General features: G+C 62.2%; 7 protein-coding genes. 6 read left to right on the top strand and 1 reads right to left on the bottom strand.

The window, feature by feature from the left end; all coding sequences use genetic code 11:
• Positions 1-48 precede the first annotated feature (48 nt).
• Complete coding sequence (locus D0550_RS04155; protein WP_116807847.1) at positions 49-5,922, bottom strand: alpha-2-macroglobulin; 5,874 nt, start codon at positions 5,920-5,922, stop codon at positions 49-51.
• 278 nt (positions 5,923-6,200) lie between these two features.
• Here D0550_RS04155 and D0550_RS04150 point away from each other — a divergent pair, with 278 nt between their 5' ends.
• The 6 genes from D0550_RS04150 to malQ all read left to right on the top strand — a co-directional run bounded on the left by D0550_RS04150 (position 6,201) and on the right by malQ (position 16,267).
• Positions 6,201-6,662 carry an OsmC family protein gene (locus tag D0550_RS04150; protein ID WP_116807846.1) on the top strand — a complete coding sequence of 154 codons (462 nt, stop codon included), beginning with the start codon at positions 6,201-6,203 and terminating at the stop codon, positions 6,660-6,662.
• Positions 6,663-6,745: 83 nt separating this feature from the next.
• The gene (locus D0550_RS04145) at positions 6,746-7,366 is read left to right on the top strand and encodes a Cif family virulence factor (protein ID WP_116807845.1); all 621 of its coding nucleotides are present in this window, start codon (positions 6,746-6,748) and stop codon (positions 7,364-7,366) included.
• Between the two features lie 12 nt (positions 7,367-7,378).
• Entirely contained in the window at positions 7,379-9,850 is a 2,472-nt protein-coding gene (locus D0550_RS04140; protein WP_116807844.1) for a glycogen/starch/alpha-glucan phosphorylase, read from the top strand.
• A 67-nt stretch (positions 9,851-9,917) separates the two neighbouring features.
• Positions 9,918-11,816: a 1,4-alpha-glucan branching protein GlgB gene (gene glgB, locus D0550_RS04135; protein ID WP_116807843.1), complete on the top strand. Its 1,899-nt coding sequence runs from the start codon at positions 9,918-9,920 to the stop codon at positions 11,814-11,816.
• Between the two features lie 92 nt (positions 11,817-11,908).
• The gene (gene glgX / locus D0550_RS04130; RefSeq protein ID WP_116807842.1) at positions 11,909-14,074 is read left to right on the top strand and encodes a glycogen debranching protein GlgX; all 2,166 of its coding nucleotides are present in this window, start codon (positions 11,909-11,911) and stop codon (positions 14,072-14,074) included.
• The gene (gene malQ, locus D0550_RS04125; protein WP_116807841.1) at positions 14,075-16,267 is read left to right on the top strand and encodes a 4-alpha-glucanotransferase; all 2,193 of its coding nucleotides are present in this window, start codon (positions 14,075-14,077) and stop codon (positions 16,265-16,267) included.
• Positions 16,268-16,279 lie beyond the last annotated feature (12 nt).

Below are 16,279 nucleotides of genomic sequence, written 5' to 3'. Positions count from 1 at the left end.
TCGCGAGCGCGCGCCGTTCCCGCTGCGAGTCACTGAGGCCTCTTTTCCTCACGGCCGCGACACCTCGATACGGCCAGACGCCGAGCGACCGACAACGCTGCGGTCATACATCGCCTCGCCATACGCAGGTGGCGTCACATACGAGCCAACGTTCGTCGCCTTGATCCGATAGACGATCTCCGAAACCTCGTTATTCGCGTTCGCATAAAACACCACTCGATCCTCACGCATGTCCGCGTAGTGCAGTGATGCTTTCAAGTTGCCTACGCAAATCTGACACTGCCAGCCGCCGTACGCTTGCTCGTATTCGCCGTCTTCCTCGCCTTCCACGGCCTCGACAAACGGCGTCTGTGCTGCTTCAGTCGGAACGACCAACTCAAAGCCGCCCGGCAGCAGATCGACCAGCGCGAGGTTGGAATATTCGCCCGGCTTCAAGCCTCGGAACTTCAGGTGCACGTCGATCTGATCGCCCATCTTCACCTGCGTGATCGGCTTGCCGCTGCTGTCCGTGTACTCGCGCAACACTTCCAGCCCCTGCTTGATCGCCTGCGTCGGCGGCTTGCCGTCGAAGCCGGACTGTTCGATCAAGTAGTACGCATTCAGGTTGGTGTTGTTCGTGAACTTCAGTGCAGCCGCCTGATCGCTGAACTTCACCGTCGGGAACAAGCCCTGCGGCAATGTCAGCGCCTGAACACTCTTGTTCTTGAGCACCTCTGCAATCGCCAGATTACGCGCCGCACCTTCCGTCGCCGCGGCGTACGCATCCAGCGCGAGCAACGTGGTGCCCGCCGACAGCGAATGGTAGTAACCGTCAGTCACTCGCTTCGCCATCGTCGTGAATACCTCGCCCGGCACCGCCTTCAGCCGCTCCGGGAAGTGCCGCGAGATGATGAAGAGCAGCAACGCGTCGCGCGTCATCGGATCGTTGTACAGCTCATCGACCGGTGCGTCGAAGCGAGTGCCGGAGATCAAGCTCTCCGCATCCCGCTCCTGACGCATCAAATCCAGCGCTGCAGCCAACCACGCAGCTGTCAGATCCTTCTCCCACTGCCCTCGATAGCGCTCCGCCAATCGCTTGCGGGCCGCAGTGATCTCCGCCGCCATGCGTTGACCCTGTCTCGTCAGCAGATAAATCGCGTACGCGCTCTGCCGTTCATCGGTCAGATTGTTGCCATCGCGTTGCGCGACCTGTCGCAGATAGCTGTTGCCATTCGCGACCAAGTCGCCCGGGATGGCCTGTCCGCGCTCACCCGCTTCGAGCAGCAGCTGCTGGGCATACAACGAGACGAACTCAACCACGTCATTGCCGCCCGGCCACAGCTTGTACGCGCCCGTCTCCGTCTGACGCGAGCGCAGTTCGCCGATGAGCGATGAAATATCGGCGCCATCGCGTGTCTTTACGTACCCAAACTCTGGCCGCGAGGTCAGCAGCACCGCCGGCATGGACATGCTGACGATCTGCTCGGTGCATGCGTACGGATAATTCGAGAGATACGCGACGAAGCCATGCGCGAACTGCAGTGGCAGCATCGACGCGCCGGTTTCCAGCGTGCGGTGATGCGGATACATCTGCCGCTCAATGCGGATCTCTCGGTCACCTTTCTCCAGTACGCCCGCACTCAGCTGCGTCATGAACGGCGTTGCAGGACGCACACTGAGATCGATCTTTCGCTTGCCGCTCGCGTTGCCTGTGCGCGCGATGAAGCTCATGTTCGCCGGACCCGGCACATCCTTCGCTCGCAAGCGGAAGCGCACCGAGCCTTCGCGTCCTTCGGCGATACCAACGTCCTGTTTTGCCGCGCCCACGACTTCCAGACCGGCATCCGTTTCCAACGACACAGCGATCGTGGCGCTCGCACCTGAGCCTTCGACGTTATTGGACACGCCGACACTCACATCGAACTCGTCGCCCGGCGACACCGTCGTCGGCGCATTCGGCGACAGCACGAAGTCGCCGCGAATCAGCGTCCGACTCTCGTGCACGCCAACGCGATCATCCGTCACTGCGATCGCCATCACGCGCAAGGTGCCATTGAAGTAATCCGGCACCGTGTACTTCAGCTCGCGCGTCGTCGAATCCGCATCGACGATGCCCGACCAGTACGCCACCGGCTTCTCGCCTTTGCGACGGAACGGATTGAGATGCTTGCCCAGCAAGCCCTCCGCATCGCCACCGGGCGCCGCTGCCAGGCCGAGCTGTCGGAACTCGGGCAGGATCAGATCGAGGATCTGCGTCGTCGACACTTCGAGCGCGCGCTTCTGGAAGAAATAGCCGAGCGGATTGGGCGTCTTGTACGCGGCGACTTGCAGAATGCCTTCATCCACCGCGAACAACACCAGCCGCGACGGCCGCTCGGTGCGATAACGGAAAGTCACATCCTGGCCCGGCTTCACAAGCGATGGTGCTTCAACGGTGAGGGGATTGCGGCGCGCATCCACGGCGATGGAGAACGGCTGCACGCCGTAGGACATCGGGCTGGTGTAGATCTCGGACGAGCCCGTATCGCGCACGAACGTGACCGAGACATATGCGTTGCCTTCCAGCCCTTCGGGCAACGAGATCCGCTGCACTGAGCTGGTCGTCGAAGTCTTGAACCATTTCCACGCATACACGCGCTCGCGCTCAATGGTTATCAAGCCAGCGCCCTCGTACGGAGCGCGAATCGAGATCTCTACTTCCTCGCCGGGCGCGTAGTCGCGCTTCGACAGGGTCAGCTGGAGCTCGGCGTTCTTTTCCAGCGTGCGTGTCACGTTGCCTTCGCCGGCGACCTGATAGTCGAAGCGGGCGAGCTGCTGGCCCGACGCATCTTTCACCACGTACGCGAAGTTGCCCGGGGCGTCAGTGACCAGCTTCAGCGAATAGCCGGCCGCGGGAAGCGTCAGCGGCGTGTCGCCGAGCGAGGTTTCTTTGCGGCGTGACTCATATTTATAAGTGCCGTTCGCCTGGCGCATCAGCACCGAGACGAAGCGCGTTTCCAGCCGTGTCAGCACCAGTCCACCGACTTCCGTGCGCTGCGCCTTCGGATCGATGGCGATGAGATTCACGGTGCGCTCACTGTTACGCGACAGATAGCCCAGCTCGCCGTCCGGCTTGTAGCCGACCAGATACGGCATGTTTGAGACCAGCTGCGCCGCCTCAGCCGTGACGCCACGACCACCGTCGGCTTCGAAGCCTTGCGACACCAGATGCACTCGATACGTCGCCTTCGCAAAACGCTGCAGATTCAGCGAGAGCGTCGCTTTGCCTTGCGCATCGGTCGTCGCATCTGCGAGCTGCTCGCCGAAACCTTCGCGCGCGTATTGCGGGTCATGGAACTGATAATCCGGATAGGCGCGGAACGACGGAATGCTCGGAGTGAGCGTCAGATTCGACGCGATGCGCCGATTCTCTGCCGGCGTACCGAACAGATTCTCCAGTTGAATGTGAGCTTCCAGATTGTCCGGCGACACCCAGCCGTCCGCGGACGTGGCGGAGAACGTCGCCTTCATGCGCAGGCGATCCGGTTGGAAGTCGCGCACTTGCACCGTCGTTGAGCCGATGAGGTCGGCGCGGTATTGATCGCGCACGATGGACAGCGACAAGGTGTACGTGCCAGTTGGCGATGTTTCTTTGGTCGCTTGCCGGATTTCGCCGAAGCCGGCGGGGCCAGGCTTGAAGGTCTCGCGGCGGATGACCATGCCCTGCGGGTCGGTAACTTCGAGGCGCAGCGGCACGTCGGACATGCGGCCGGTCCATTCCTGGTTGCGCACCAACGCGCCGGCGTGAATCTCTTCGCCCGGTCGGTAAATGCCGCGGTCCGAGAATATATAAGCCGACAGCGCCGCGCGCTCGGCGGCGCTCTGGACGCCGCCGACTTCGAAGCGCGACAGATCGAGCGAGCGGCCGTACTGATCGAGCGGGAGGTACGAGCTGTCGCCGCCACGGCGCGCGAGATACAGCACTGGCGCCTTCTCGCGCTGGAAACTCCGCAGGTCGGGGAAGCGAACGTGACCGTCGCCATCGGTGGTCTCGGTGAGCACGGGCAAACCGTTGCGTCCGATGATTTCCACGGACGCACCGGCCACCGGCGCGCCGCTCGCGATGGATTGCACGAACACATCCTGCGAGCCGTCGACCGAGCGTTTCACCACGAGGCCGAGATCGGTCACGACGATGACGCGTGCGTCCGCAAGTTGCGCGCCGATGGTTTGATTCCAAGCCTCGGGGGCGTAGTTCAAGGGCTGATTGCTGTCCGGATTCCACGCTTGTACGCGGAACAGGAAGACGCCGCGGCGGTCGCCGGCGTTGTCGTCCAGATATTTGCCGAGGTCGACCGACTCGTACTGCGCTTTGCCCGGATCGCCCGATTCCAGGCGAATGACTTCATAGAAGCGCTCGGTGATGTTGGCCGATTCGAACGCCCAATTGTTGAATTGCGGCGTGCCAAAGGTGCCGGTGGTCTGCGTCACGAGGTGTTGCAACTGACGCGGCAACAACCGGCCGATCTCGACGCGAATGGCAGGCAGGTTGCGAGCAAACAAGCTCACCGTCTTCTCTCCGGACAGCGACAGCAACGAGCCTTGATGCAGGATGCTCAGCTCGCGCGGGAACTCAGGCACTTGCATGATGCGTTCGACGCTCTCGCCGAGCACGTAGCCGCCGAAAGACTTCAGGCCCGCATCGATCTTGATATAGAGATACCGCCCCGGCTTGGCTTGATAGCGCAGGCTGTGCAGCTGCGAGTGCTCCTGTTCGCCGGGAATCTGGTCGAGCTTGAGCTCGTTCTGCGGCGTCAGCACTTCGGGACGAAACGTCGCGTCGGTCCACGGATAAGGTCGATCGGTGCGGCCTCTGAACTGCTCCTGGAGCTTCGGATCCGGATGTCTCTCCGGCAGCAGCCACACATGCACCTTCGGCGGCAGATCCTTCTCGGGCACCGAGAACGAAGTGTTGATCAGCAGCACCTGATCGGGCTCGTTGCGCTCATTGCGCACGATGTCGAGCGCGAGGTTGGCAACCTTCAAGCTGTTGAGGCCGGGGACCTCGACGTTGGCGGTCAGCGTGTCTTTGGATTCATTGCCCCCGCGCGCGGCGCGCGTGCCGGGCTCGATGACGATTTGCAGGCGGCCGGCCTTGGGTGGCACTTCCAGCTGCGCCGAATGCACGAAAGCGTTCAACTTCAGCTTGTCATAGATGACGGTGAAGGCCGGCGCGGTCAGTTCCTTTTCGATGGTGTCCGCGACCCGGTTGAACATCTTCAACTTCACACGCTTCTCGAAGCTCGCCGGATCGACCGGGTGCGTGAAGTTGATGCTCGCGATGACTTTCTTGTTGCCGGCGACCACCGGATCCTGATGAAACTCGGTGTTGGTCAGCGTGGCGGCGAAGGCCGGCGTCTGGAATTCGAAGCTGTAATCTTTGAGCGTGACGTGCGCAGCCGCAAAGTCGTTACGCGACAGCTCGACTTTGTAGCGCTGGCCGATGGGCCAGTCGGCAGCCGGCTGAAAGCGCAGCGTGCGGTCGTCATCCCAGAACCACTGGCCCGCCACCGCCGGGCTGATAATGATGCCGCCTTGCTTCGGGTCGATGGGCTGGCCAGCGCGTTCCAGCGTCGCGGTCGACGCCGAGAAGGTCACGACGAGCGGATTGGGCGAGCCGGGCGGAAGGCAGGCATAGCAGGTGAGGCCGGGCGCATTGACCGCAAACGCGGTCAGCACGGGTTGCGGGCGATTTTTGTACCAGTGCCACGCGAACCAAGCCGCCGCCATCGAGACGACGATGCCCACCATCACCAGCGCAGCGCCTCGGGGGTTGGCGCGTGCGGATGTGTTGAGGTGGCCCGCGCCCTGGCGAACCGCGCCGGTGCAGGCGGTGAACCAACCCGGCGGCTGCCAGTTCAGTTCACCGAAGATCGTCCGTAAAGCGGCCCGAAACCGTTCCATTGAGCAACCCCAGTCATCTGCAAATTCTTTCGGTCAGTTACACGCCTGCCCACTGCAGTTCGCGCGCCGAAGCATCCTCCGGCAGCGGCCAACTTGTGGCGTCAGCGGAGTCGACCCACTGGCGCTTCCGTACCCAAATCGGCCAGATCGCGGCGTTAGCCGGCATGTTGGGCGGCGATTCTGCCCGAATGCAGACGCAAATGTGGCAAAGCCGTGGCGGGCGCGGGACAATGCCGCCCCGTCGGCTTCGGCCGGCTACCAACCAGGGATAGAAGTCGATGAGCGAGTACACCGCGACGATCTACTGGCAGCGCCTGGGCGCTGTATTCACCGACAACAAGTATTCGCGGGCGCACGAGTGGCGCTTCGATGGCGGGGTCACCGTCCCGGGCTCGAGTTCGCCTCACGTGGTTCGTGTGCCGCTGTCCGACCCGAGTGCGGTCGATCCCGAGGAAGCGTTCGTTGCTTCGTTATCCAGCTGCCACATGCTGTTTTTCCTGTCATTCGCGGCGCAGGCGGGCTTGGTAGTGGACACCTACGAGGATCCGGCGATCGGCGTCATTGCCCGGAACGAGGCCGGCAAGATGGCCATGACGGTCGTGACCCTGCGGCCCAAAGCGGTGTTTTCCGGGCAGCAGCCCAGCGCCGAGCAGCTGAATCAGCTGCATCATCGGGCGCACGATGAATGTTTCATCGCTTCGTCGGTCAAAACTGACGTGCGCTGCGAGCCGGTTGCGTAAATCCGTCCGCCGCGTAGCATTCGCCGCTCGCCTGTCGAGCGGCCCTGGCCATCGACCATAGAACATTCCTGGGTTCCGTCTGCATGAACAAGATTCGCGCGCTTTTGCCTGCCTGGCGGCTGATCGTCGGCTGTGCCCTGCTGCTGCCGTTGCTGGCTGCCTGTGGCGGCGGCACTGAGGCCGTATGCAAGGAGAAGAACGAGCCTTATCTGGCTTCGCGTAACAATCCGATGCTAAAAGTGCCGGACGGCATGACTCAGCCGAACCGTGCGGAGGCGCTGGCGATCCCAGAGCCCACCGCCGGTCGGCATACCGGCTCTGGCTGCCTGGATGAGCCGCCGTCGTACTTCCGCTCTACCGGCACAACGGCGCGCTCGCCCGAAGAGGTGGTCGCGAGCTGGGCACAAGCTTGGGCAAACCGCGAAGCGGATGCGGTTGTTGCGCTTTATTCTGCGAGCTTCACCGCGCCGACGGATTCGGCCGGTAGCGCAGCCTGGCTGGAGCAGCGTCGGGAGCAGGTGGCCACTGGTCCGGTGCCCGATTCAGTCGTCGAGGGTATGCGAGTCGAGCCCGATGGCGCCGATCGGCGCATCGTGCGTTTCGTGCAGAAGTTCGGCACCAACTCGTTGCGTAAGGAGTTGACCCTGGTGCGCGAAGGCGCGTCTTGGCGCATCGTCGCCGAGCAGGTGGCCGAGGTTAAATAAGAGAGGCTTTTCATGGCGCAGAGTTCTGCGATTCGTGTGGCGGTGCCGTTGCGCCTCGGTGCCGTCCGTGAAGCGATCGTCGATCGCTTGGAACGTGTACTCGGCAAGTCGCCCGACAATGCGACCCGCCGCGACATCTACGACGCGCTATCGATCGCCGTCCGTGAAGAACTTACCGAACGCTGGATTGCCACCGGCCGGCGGGTAGCGCGCGCCCGCGTGAAGCGGATCTGTTATCTGTCGATGGAGTTCCTGCTCGGTCGCAGTCTGATCAATGCGCTGTCCTCGTTCGAGGACGAGTTGCTCACCGAAGTGCGCGAGACCGTCGAGTCGCTCGGCCACGATCTCGAACACATTGCCGCCGAGGAAGAAGATCCCGGTCTCGGCAACGGCGGCCTCGGTCGTCTCGCCGCTTGTTTTCTGGATTCGCTCGCCACGCTCGGTTACGCAGCCACCGGTTATGGCATTCGCTATGACTACGGCATTTTTACGCAGGTCATCGAGAAGGACGGCGCGCAGCGCGAAGTCGCCAGCTCCTGGCTCGGCTTTCACAACTTTTGGGAGAGCGGGCAGGGCGCCGTGCGTCACCGCGTGCGCTTCGGCGGTCAGTGTCGTGCCACTCGCGACGAAAACGGTCGCGTGCGCTACGAGTGGGTCGATACCCAGGATGTCTGGGCAGTCGGTTATGACTTGCTGATTCCGGGCAATCGCAGTCCCACGGTGAATCATCTGCGGCTGTGGTCGGGGCGCGCGATCACTCCGTTTCGTATCGAAGCCTTCAATCATGGCAACTACGCAGCCGCGGTCGCCGAACAGATCGACGCGAAGAATCTTACGCGCGTGCTGTATCCCGACGATTCGACACCGCAAGGCAAGGAGCTGCGTTTCAAGCAGCAGTATTTCTTCGTCAGCGCCTCTTTGCAGGATTTGCTCGGACAGCATCTGGCCGAGCGCCGGCCGCTGAAAGATCTATCCAGTGCCATCGCCGTCCAGCTCAATGACACGCATCCGGCACTGACGGTCGTCGAGCTGATGCGCTTGCTGGTCGACACTTATGACATGGAGTGGGCGCCGGCGTGGAAGCTCACGCGTGAAGTGTGCGGCTACACGAACCATACGCTGCTGCCGGAAGCGCTGGAAACCTGGCCGGTGGCGTTCTTCGAGCGACTGCTGCCGCGTCACTTGCAGATCGTGTATCAGATCAATCGCGATTTCCTGGAAGAGGTCAGCACGAAGTTCCCGCATGACCTGGATCGTCGGCGTCGCATGTCGCTCATCAACGAGGACGGCGATCGCCGCGTGCGCATGGCCTATCTGTCCGTGGTCGGCAGCCATCGAGTGAATGGGGTCGCGAAGCTGCATTCGCGGCTGATGCGCGAAACCATATTCGCCGACTTCGCCCAGCTCTGGCCGGAGCGCTTCACCAACGTTACCAACGGCATTGCCGTGCGGCGCTGGTTGAAGCAGGCCAACCCGCTGTTGTCCGCGCTGCTGACCGAGAAGCTCGGCTCGGCGTGGGAGAACGATCTCGAAGATCTGGAGCGACTGAAGTGGGCTGCGGACGATGCCGACTTCCGCAATCGTTTCCGCGACATCAAGCGTGCGAACAAGGAGCGGCTGGCCAAGACCATTCACCAACTGCTCGGCGTGACGATCAGCGTCGATGCCATGTTCGACGTCCAGGTCAAGCGCATTCACGAATACAAGCGGCAGCTGTTGAATCTGCTGCACGTCGTGGCGCGCTATCAGCACTTGCTGGACAACCCGAACGATTCGACGCCGGCGCGCGTCGTGATGTTCGCCGGCAAGGCGGCGCCCGGGTATCACATGGCGAAAGCCATCATCAAGCTGATCAATAACGTCGCGCACGTCATCAACAACGATGCGCGCATCGGCGACAAGCTGAAGGTCTGTTTCCTGCCGGACTACGACGTCTCGTTGGCGCAGGACATCATGCCGGCGGCCGACCTGTCGGAGCAGATTTCCACGGCCGGCATGGAAGCGTCGGGCACCGGCAACATGAAGCTGTCGTTGAATGGCGCGCTCACCATCGGCACGCTCGACGGCGCCAATATCGAAATCAAGGACGCGGTGGGCGACGAGAATATTTTCATCTTCGGCATGACCACCGAGGAAGTGATTGCCCGCCGCGCGCAGGGCTATTCGCCGGCGGACGAAGTGGCCAGGAATCCAGTGCTGAAGCGCGCCATCGAGCTGATCGACTCCGGTTATTTCACTCCGGACAACATCTTCGACTCGAAGGTGGTCAGCGATCGTCTGCTCAGTCACGGCGAGCATTTCCTGGTGCTGGCGGACTTCCACGAATACATGGCCGCGCAAGCGCGCGTCGACGAACTGTTCAGGAACACGGAAGAATGGACACGCAAGTCGGTGATCAACGCGCTGAGCATGGGGCCGTTCTCCAGCGATCGCAGCATCCGCGAGTACGCGGACAACATCTGGTCCATCAAGCCAGTGCTGTGATCGGGAACCCGGGCGACCGGGCGGTGTTGTGAAAGGACAGCTTCAGGCGAGAACTCATTCCACACTTATGACGTCCGGGCTCTCCGATCTCGATCTGCACCTGTTCGGTGAGGGCAATCATCACCACATCCAGCAGAAGCTGGGGGCGCATCCGGAAGTGCACGACGGCGTCGCCGGCACTCGCTTTGCGGTGTGGGCGCCGAATGCGCAGCGGGTCAGCGTGGTCGGTGACTTCAACGACTGGGATGGCAATCGCAATGTCCTGCAGCGTCGCGGCCAGTCGGGCGTTTGGGAGCTATTCGTTCCCGGCGCCGGCGTAGGCGCGTGTTACAAATTCGAAATCATCGGTGCGCACGGTCAGCACCTGATGAAATCCGATCCGTATGCATTCCAGATGCAGTTGCGCCCGCAGAGCGCTTCGATCATCGCCGATATCGACGGCTACCAGTGGGGCGATGACCAATGGCTGGCCCAGCGGCGCAACTGGGACCCGCTGCGTGCGCCGATCTCTATCTATGAGCTGCATCCGGGCTCGTGGCGCCGCTCCTGGCATCGCAAGCCCGCCTTTCTGACCTGGGATGAGCTCGCCGATCAGCTGATTCCATATGTGGTCGACATGGGCTACACGCACGTCGAGCTGGTCGGCGTCGCCGAGCATCCGTTCGATGGCTCGTGGGGCTATCAGGTTCTAGGCCACTTCGCGCCGACCGCGCGGCACGGCACGCCGCAGGATTTCATGCGCTTCGTCGATCGCCTGCATCAGGCCGGCATTGGCGTGTTCATGGATTGGGTGCCTGCGCACTTTCCGCGCGACGGCCATGGCCTGGCGGATTTCGACGGCACGGCGCTGTACGAACATTCGGATCCACGCCGTGGCGAGCACATGGAGTGGGGCACGAAGATCTTCAATTACGGCCGCCACGAGGTGCGCAATTTTCTGATTGCGAACGCGCTGTTCTGGATCGAGCAATATCACATCGACGGACTGCGCGTGGATGCGGTCGCGTCCATGATCTATCTGGACTACGCGCGCAAGGCCGGCGAGTGGACGCCGAATCAATATGGCGGCCGCGAGAATCTCGAGGCGATCGACTTCCTGAAGCAGCTGAACTGGACGGTCGGGCATTACTTCCCCGGCGTCGTCACCATGGCCGAAGAGTCCACTTCGTTCGCGGGCGTCACGCGGCCGGTGCACCTGGGCGGGCTCGGCTTCCATTTCAAATGGAACATGGGCTGGATGAACGACACGCTGCGTTACATGGCGCTAGACCCGCTGTACCGCGGGCACAATCACAATCTGATTACCTTCTCGTTCGTGTACGCGTTCTCGGAGCATTTCATCCTGCCGCTGTCCCACGACGAAGTCGTGCACGGCAAGCGCTCGCTGCTGGACAAGATGCCGGGCGACGAGTGGCGCAAGCTCGCCAATCATCGCTTCCTGCTGGGCTACATGATGATGCACCCGGGCAAGAAGCTGCTGTTCATGGGCGGCGAGTTCGGGCAATGGCACGAATGGCGCGACTATGAAGATCTGGCATGGGCCGCGCTTCAGCATCCGCATCATCGACAGCTGCAGGCCTGGTGTCGCGCGCTGAATCGTTTGTATCGCGACTATCCCGAGCTTCATGGCAGCGACAACAGCTGGGAAGGGTTTCGCTGGCTGGAAGTGGACAATGCCAACGAAAGCGTGTTCGCGTTCCTGCGCCAGCGTCTGCCGGGCGAGGGCGGCACGCAGTTGTTGATCGCGTTCAACGCCACGCCCGTGCCGCGGGACAATTACACTTTTGGTGCGCCGGCCGGCGGTCGCTATCGCAAGCTGCTCGACAGCGACGACGCTGCCTTCGGCGGTTCAGGCTATGCACCACAGACTGACATCCAGGCGTATGACGAACCCTGGCGCGACTTCCCGGCGCGCATCACACTGAATCTGCCGCCGTTGAGCGTGGTGATCTGGGCGCGCGCTTGAGGTGCGGCATCTCCTGAAACTGCGAAGTCAATCAGGCATCTTCGCGAATCGCTACTTTTCATGCGGCCCCCGTATCGGTCACCATTCCGCTGATGAACGCCGTACCCGCTGATTTCTCTCACGCCAGCCTGCAAACCGGATCCCCGGGGCCCCTGGGCGCCACCTGGACCGGCAATGGTGTGAATTTCGCCGTCCATGCCAGCGGCGCCGCACGCGTCGAGCTATGTCTGTTCGATGACAGCGGCGAGCGCGAGCTGGTCCGTCTCGCACTGCCCGAGCGCACTGAAAATGTTTGGCACGGTTTTCTGCCCGCGCCGCATGGTGTGCCGGGCGTCGTATATGGCTATCGCGTGCATGGTCCGTACGATCCTTCGTATGGCCTGCGACACAACCCGAACAAGCTGCTGCTCGATCCGTATGCACGCGCGCTGGCGGGCAAGTTCGAATGGAATGCCGCGCTGTTCGGTCATCTGCCCGACCACCCGACCGATCAAATAAACACCGCGGACAGTGCGCCGTACATGTACAAGGCGCGCGTCGTGCAATCCGAATTCGCCTGGAGCGAGGATTGTCCGCCGGCGGTGCCGTGGCGGGATAGCGTCATTTATGAGTTGCACGTCAAGGGATTCACGAAACTGCATCCGGCCGTGCCCGAGCGCGAGCGCGGCAAGTTCCTGGGTCTCGCTCAACCAGCAGTCATCAACTATCTCAAGCAGCTGGGCATCACCGCGGTCGAGCTGCTACCGGTGCAAGCGTTCGTTCCCGAGGAGTTCGTCGCTAAACGCGGCATGGTGAATTATTGGGGTTACAGCCCGCTGGCCTGGTTCGCGCCGCATCCGGATTACGGCGTCGACGATCCGGTCGCTGAATTCCGCACCATGGTGAAGGCATTGCATGCCGCCGGCATCGAGGTGATTCTCGATGTGGTGTTCAATCACACCGTCGAAGGCAACGAGCACGGGCCGACGCTCAGCTGGCGCGGCTTGGACAATGCCGCTTACTACAGGCTCGACAGCACCAATCTCAGCCGCTACGTCGATCGTTCCGGCACCGGCAATACGATCGCCGTCGGCAATGCCGCTGCCCGCAAGCTGATTATCGATTGCATGCGTTACTGGGTGGAGGAGATGCACGTCGACGGCTTCCGCTTCGATCTGGCCGCCGTGCTGGGGCGTGACAACGCGCCATTCCGTACCGACGCCGCCTTTTTCAAAGCGGTCGCGGCCGAGCCGTCGTTGCGCTATGTGAAGCTGATCGCCGAGCCGTGGGATGTGGGCCCGGACGGCTATCAGCTCAGCCACTTCCCGGCCGGCTGGTCGGAATGGAACGATCTGTATCGCGACACCGTGCGCGGCTTCTGGCGAGGCAATCCCGGCATTCTCGGCAACCTCGCCGAGCGCTTCGCCGGCTCCAGCGATTTGTTTCGCGCCAGCGGCCGTCGGCCGACCGCGAGCATCAATTACATTGCCTGTCACGATGGCTTCACCGCTTACGACGCTACGGCGTACGAACAGAAGCACAATGAAGCCAATCTCGAAGACAATCGCGACGGCCACAATCACAACCTGAGCTGGAACTGCGGCGTCGAAGGGCCGACCGACGATCCTGCGGTGGTCGAGCTGCGCGAACGACAGATTCGCAATCTGCTCGCGACCTTGCTGCTGTCGCAGGGCGTACCGATGCTGCTGGCCGGCGATGAGTTCGGGCGTTCGCAACGAGGTAACAACAATGCCTACTGCCAGGACAACGAGCTGAGCTGGGTGGATTGGTCGCTGGCGGAGCGCCGCAGCTGGTTGACTGCGTTCGTACGGCAACTGCTCACGTTGCGACGGTATGCGGCCGGCTTGAGACGCGATACCTTCCTCAAAGGTGCGCGCCAGGTCGATCGCGAGCACAAGGACATCAGCTGGCGACATCCGCTCGGTCATGAGCTGAACGCCGGCGACTGGCATGACGCGAACGCGCGTGCCATCGGCGTGCTGATCGGTCATGCTTTCACCGATCCCTATGGAACACCGAACGGACATCTGCTGTTTCTCTGCAATGCCGGCGACCAACCTTGCGATTTCCTGTTGCCCGCCCCGACCACCGGGGTGGTGTGGCAAATCGTGTTCGACACGGCGCGCTGGCGTGCCAACGATCTCGGCGACCGGCTCGGCGCCGGGCAGAATTGCGTGGTCGCGCCGCATTCCTGTGTATTGCTCGCCGATGGCGCGGCACCGGTAACCGTTCGTAGTGGCTTTGCACTGAAAACGTAAATGGCCAACCCGATCCGCGAACTTGCCCAGCTGTACGGAATCGCGGATTCCTATCTCGATTTTCGCGGCCAGCCCAAGCAAGTCTCGGTCGAATCGCAAGCCGCCATTCTGGCGGCGCTGCATGTGGACGCGGCCGACGCGAATGCGGCCGAGAAATCCATTCATGAGTTCCAGGCGCGTCGCTGGACGGGATTCGTGCCGCCGGTCGTCGTCGCTCACGAAGGACAGCCGGTTACAGTGCCGATCGCCGTGCCGGTCGATCTGGCCGCGAAGAAGGTTGAGTGGAGTGTGACGCTGGAGAGCGGCGAGTCGCGCACCGGCCATGCTCTGCTGTCGAAGCTGCCAGTGGTCGAGGAAGCGAACGTCGACAATCGTTCCTATCGACGCTTGTCCGTGCAGCTGCCCGAGTTGCCGCTCGGCTATCACTCGGCATCGTTCGTTCTGGATACCGGCCTGCAAGGGGCGCTGCGAGTCGTCGTGACGCCCGAGCAGTGTTTCGAAGCGCATGCGATCGCCGAGGGTAAGAAACTCTGGGGCATCGCCGTGCAGCTGTATTCCGTGCGTGCTGACGACAACTGGGGTGTCGGTGACTTTCGCGACCTGCGCAACCTGATCCGTCTGTCGGCGCCGCTGGGCTGCGGCATCATCGGCCTGAATCCGCTACACGCGCTGATGCCGGCGAACCCGTCGCACATCAGTCCATACAGTCCGTCGAATCGTCAGTTCCTCAATGTGCTGTATGTCAGCGTCGAGGACGTGCCCGACTTCGCCGAATGCGAGCCGGCGCGCAAACGTGTCGCGGACCAGAAGTTTCAGGCGGCGCTGCAGGAGCTGCGCGCCACCAGGAACGTCGATTACGTCAGAGTCGCGGCGGCCAAGTTCGAGATTCTTGCCTTGTTGTACGCGAGCTTTCGAGCGCGGCATCTCGGCGAGAACACGGCGCGCGGTCACACCTTCCGCCGATTCCAGGAGATTCAGGGCGATCCACTGCGCTTGCATGCGATCTACGACGCGCTCGATGGCCACTTCCGCCTGCAAGGACCGCAGTACTGGGGCTGGCCGAGCTGGCCCGAGGAATATCGCGATCCAACCTCATCGGCCGTGCAGCGGTTCGCTCAGGAGCGCGCCGAGGAAGTGGAATACTTTCAATATCTGCAATGGCTCGCGGCCGAACAATTGGCCGCCGCACAGAGCACTGCTCGTGAGTGTGGCATGGCCATTGGCATCTACGGCGACGTCGCTGTCGGTGCCAATCCAGCAGGATCGGAGACGTGGTCCAACCGTCATTTGTATCTGCAGGGCGCTTCGGTCGGCGCGCCTCCGGATGCGCTGGCGTTGAAAGGCCAGGACTGGGGCATTCCGCCGCAGGATCCGATCGAGCTGCGCGCTCAACAGTACCAGCCGTTCATCGGCCTGGTCCGCAACATGATGCGTTACGTGGCAGCGCTGCGCTTCGATCACGTGATGACGCTGTATCGTTTGTGGTGGGTGCCGCGCGGTCTGCTGTCGAAGGACGGGACCTATGTCCACTATCCGCTGGCCGATCTGATCGCCATTCTGGCGCTGGAAAGCCAGCGCAATCACTGCATCGTGATTGGCGAGGATCTGGGCACGGTGCCGGAAGCGATGACCGAGGCGATGGAGCATTACCGCACCTATCACTACAAGGTGTTGATGTTCGAACAGGCGCTCGACGGCACTTTCAAACGACCGGAGGAATATGTGCCGCACGCGATGGCAGTCGTCACGACGCACGATCTGCCGACGCTGCGAGGTTGGTGGGAAGGCAGCGATGTGACTTTACGCGCGCAGCTCGACTTGTATCCGACGGATGAGCTGCGTCAGCAAGCACAGGATGCGCGCGTACGAGATCGTGTCTGCTTACTAAGAGCGTTGGTTGCGGCGGACTTGTGGCACTGGCACGACGGCGAGCCGCTGCCAACCTACTCGGCAGCGTTGTCGCGAGCAGTGCATGCGTTCATCGGTTTGTCCAGTTCCAATATTGCGCTGCTGCAGATCGAGGATCTGATCGGCATGACCGATCCGGTCAACGTGCCGGGCACCGATACCGAGCATGCCAACTGGCAACGCAAGGTGACCGCGTCACTAACTGACATATTCTCCAGCCACGAGACTCAAGATATTCTCGCGGCGATGGATTCGGCTCGCAAAGGTGTGAACCCGAACGCCTGAGTCGCATCCCCG

Source organism: Steroidobacter cummioxidans, from assembly GCF_003104955.1.
This window is presented reverse-complemented; position numbering and strand designations above follow the sequence as displayed.

Coding starts and splice junctions, on each gene's coding strand:
- D0550_RS04155 (WP_116807847.1), bottom strand. CDS start 5,922: ATGGAACGGTTTCGGGCCGCTTTACGGACGATCTTCGGTGAACTGAAC.
- D0550_RS04150 (WP_116807846.1), top strand. CDS start 6,201: ATGAGCGAGTACACCGCGACGATCTACTGGCAGCGCCTGGGCGCTGTA.
- D0550_RS04145 (WP_116807845.1), top strand. CDS start 6,746: ATGAACAAGATTCGCGCGCTTTTGCCTGCCTGGCGGCTGATCGTCGGC.
- D0550_RS04140 (WP_116807844.1), top strand. CDS start 7,379: ATGGCGCAGAGTTCTGCGATTCGTGTGGCGGTGCCGTTGCGCCTCGGT.
- glgB (WP_116807843.1), top strand. CDS start 9,918: ATGACGTCCGGGCTCTCCGATCTCGATCTGCACCTGTTCGGTGAGGGC.
- glgX (WP_116807842.1), top strand. CDS start 11,909: ATGAACGCCGTACCCGCTGATTTCTCTCACGCCAGCCTGCAAACCGGA.
- malQ (WP_116807841.1), top strand. CDS start 14,075: ATGGCCAACCCGATCCGCGAACTTGCCCAGCTGTACGGAATCGCGGAT.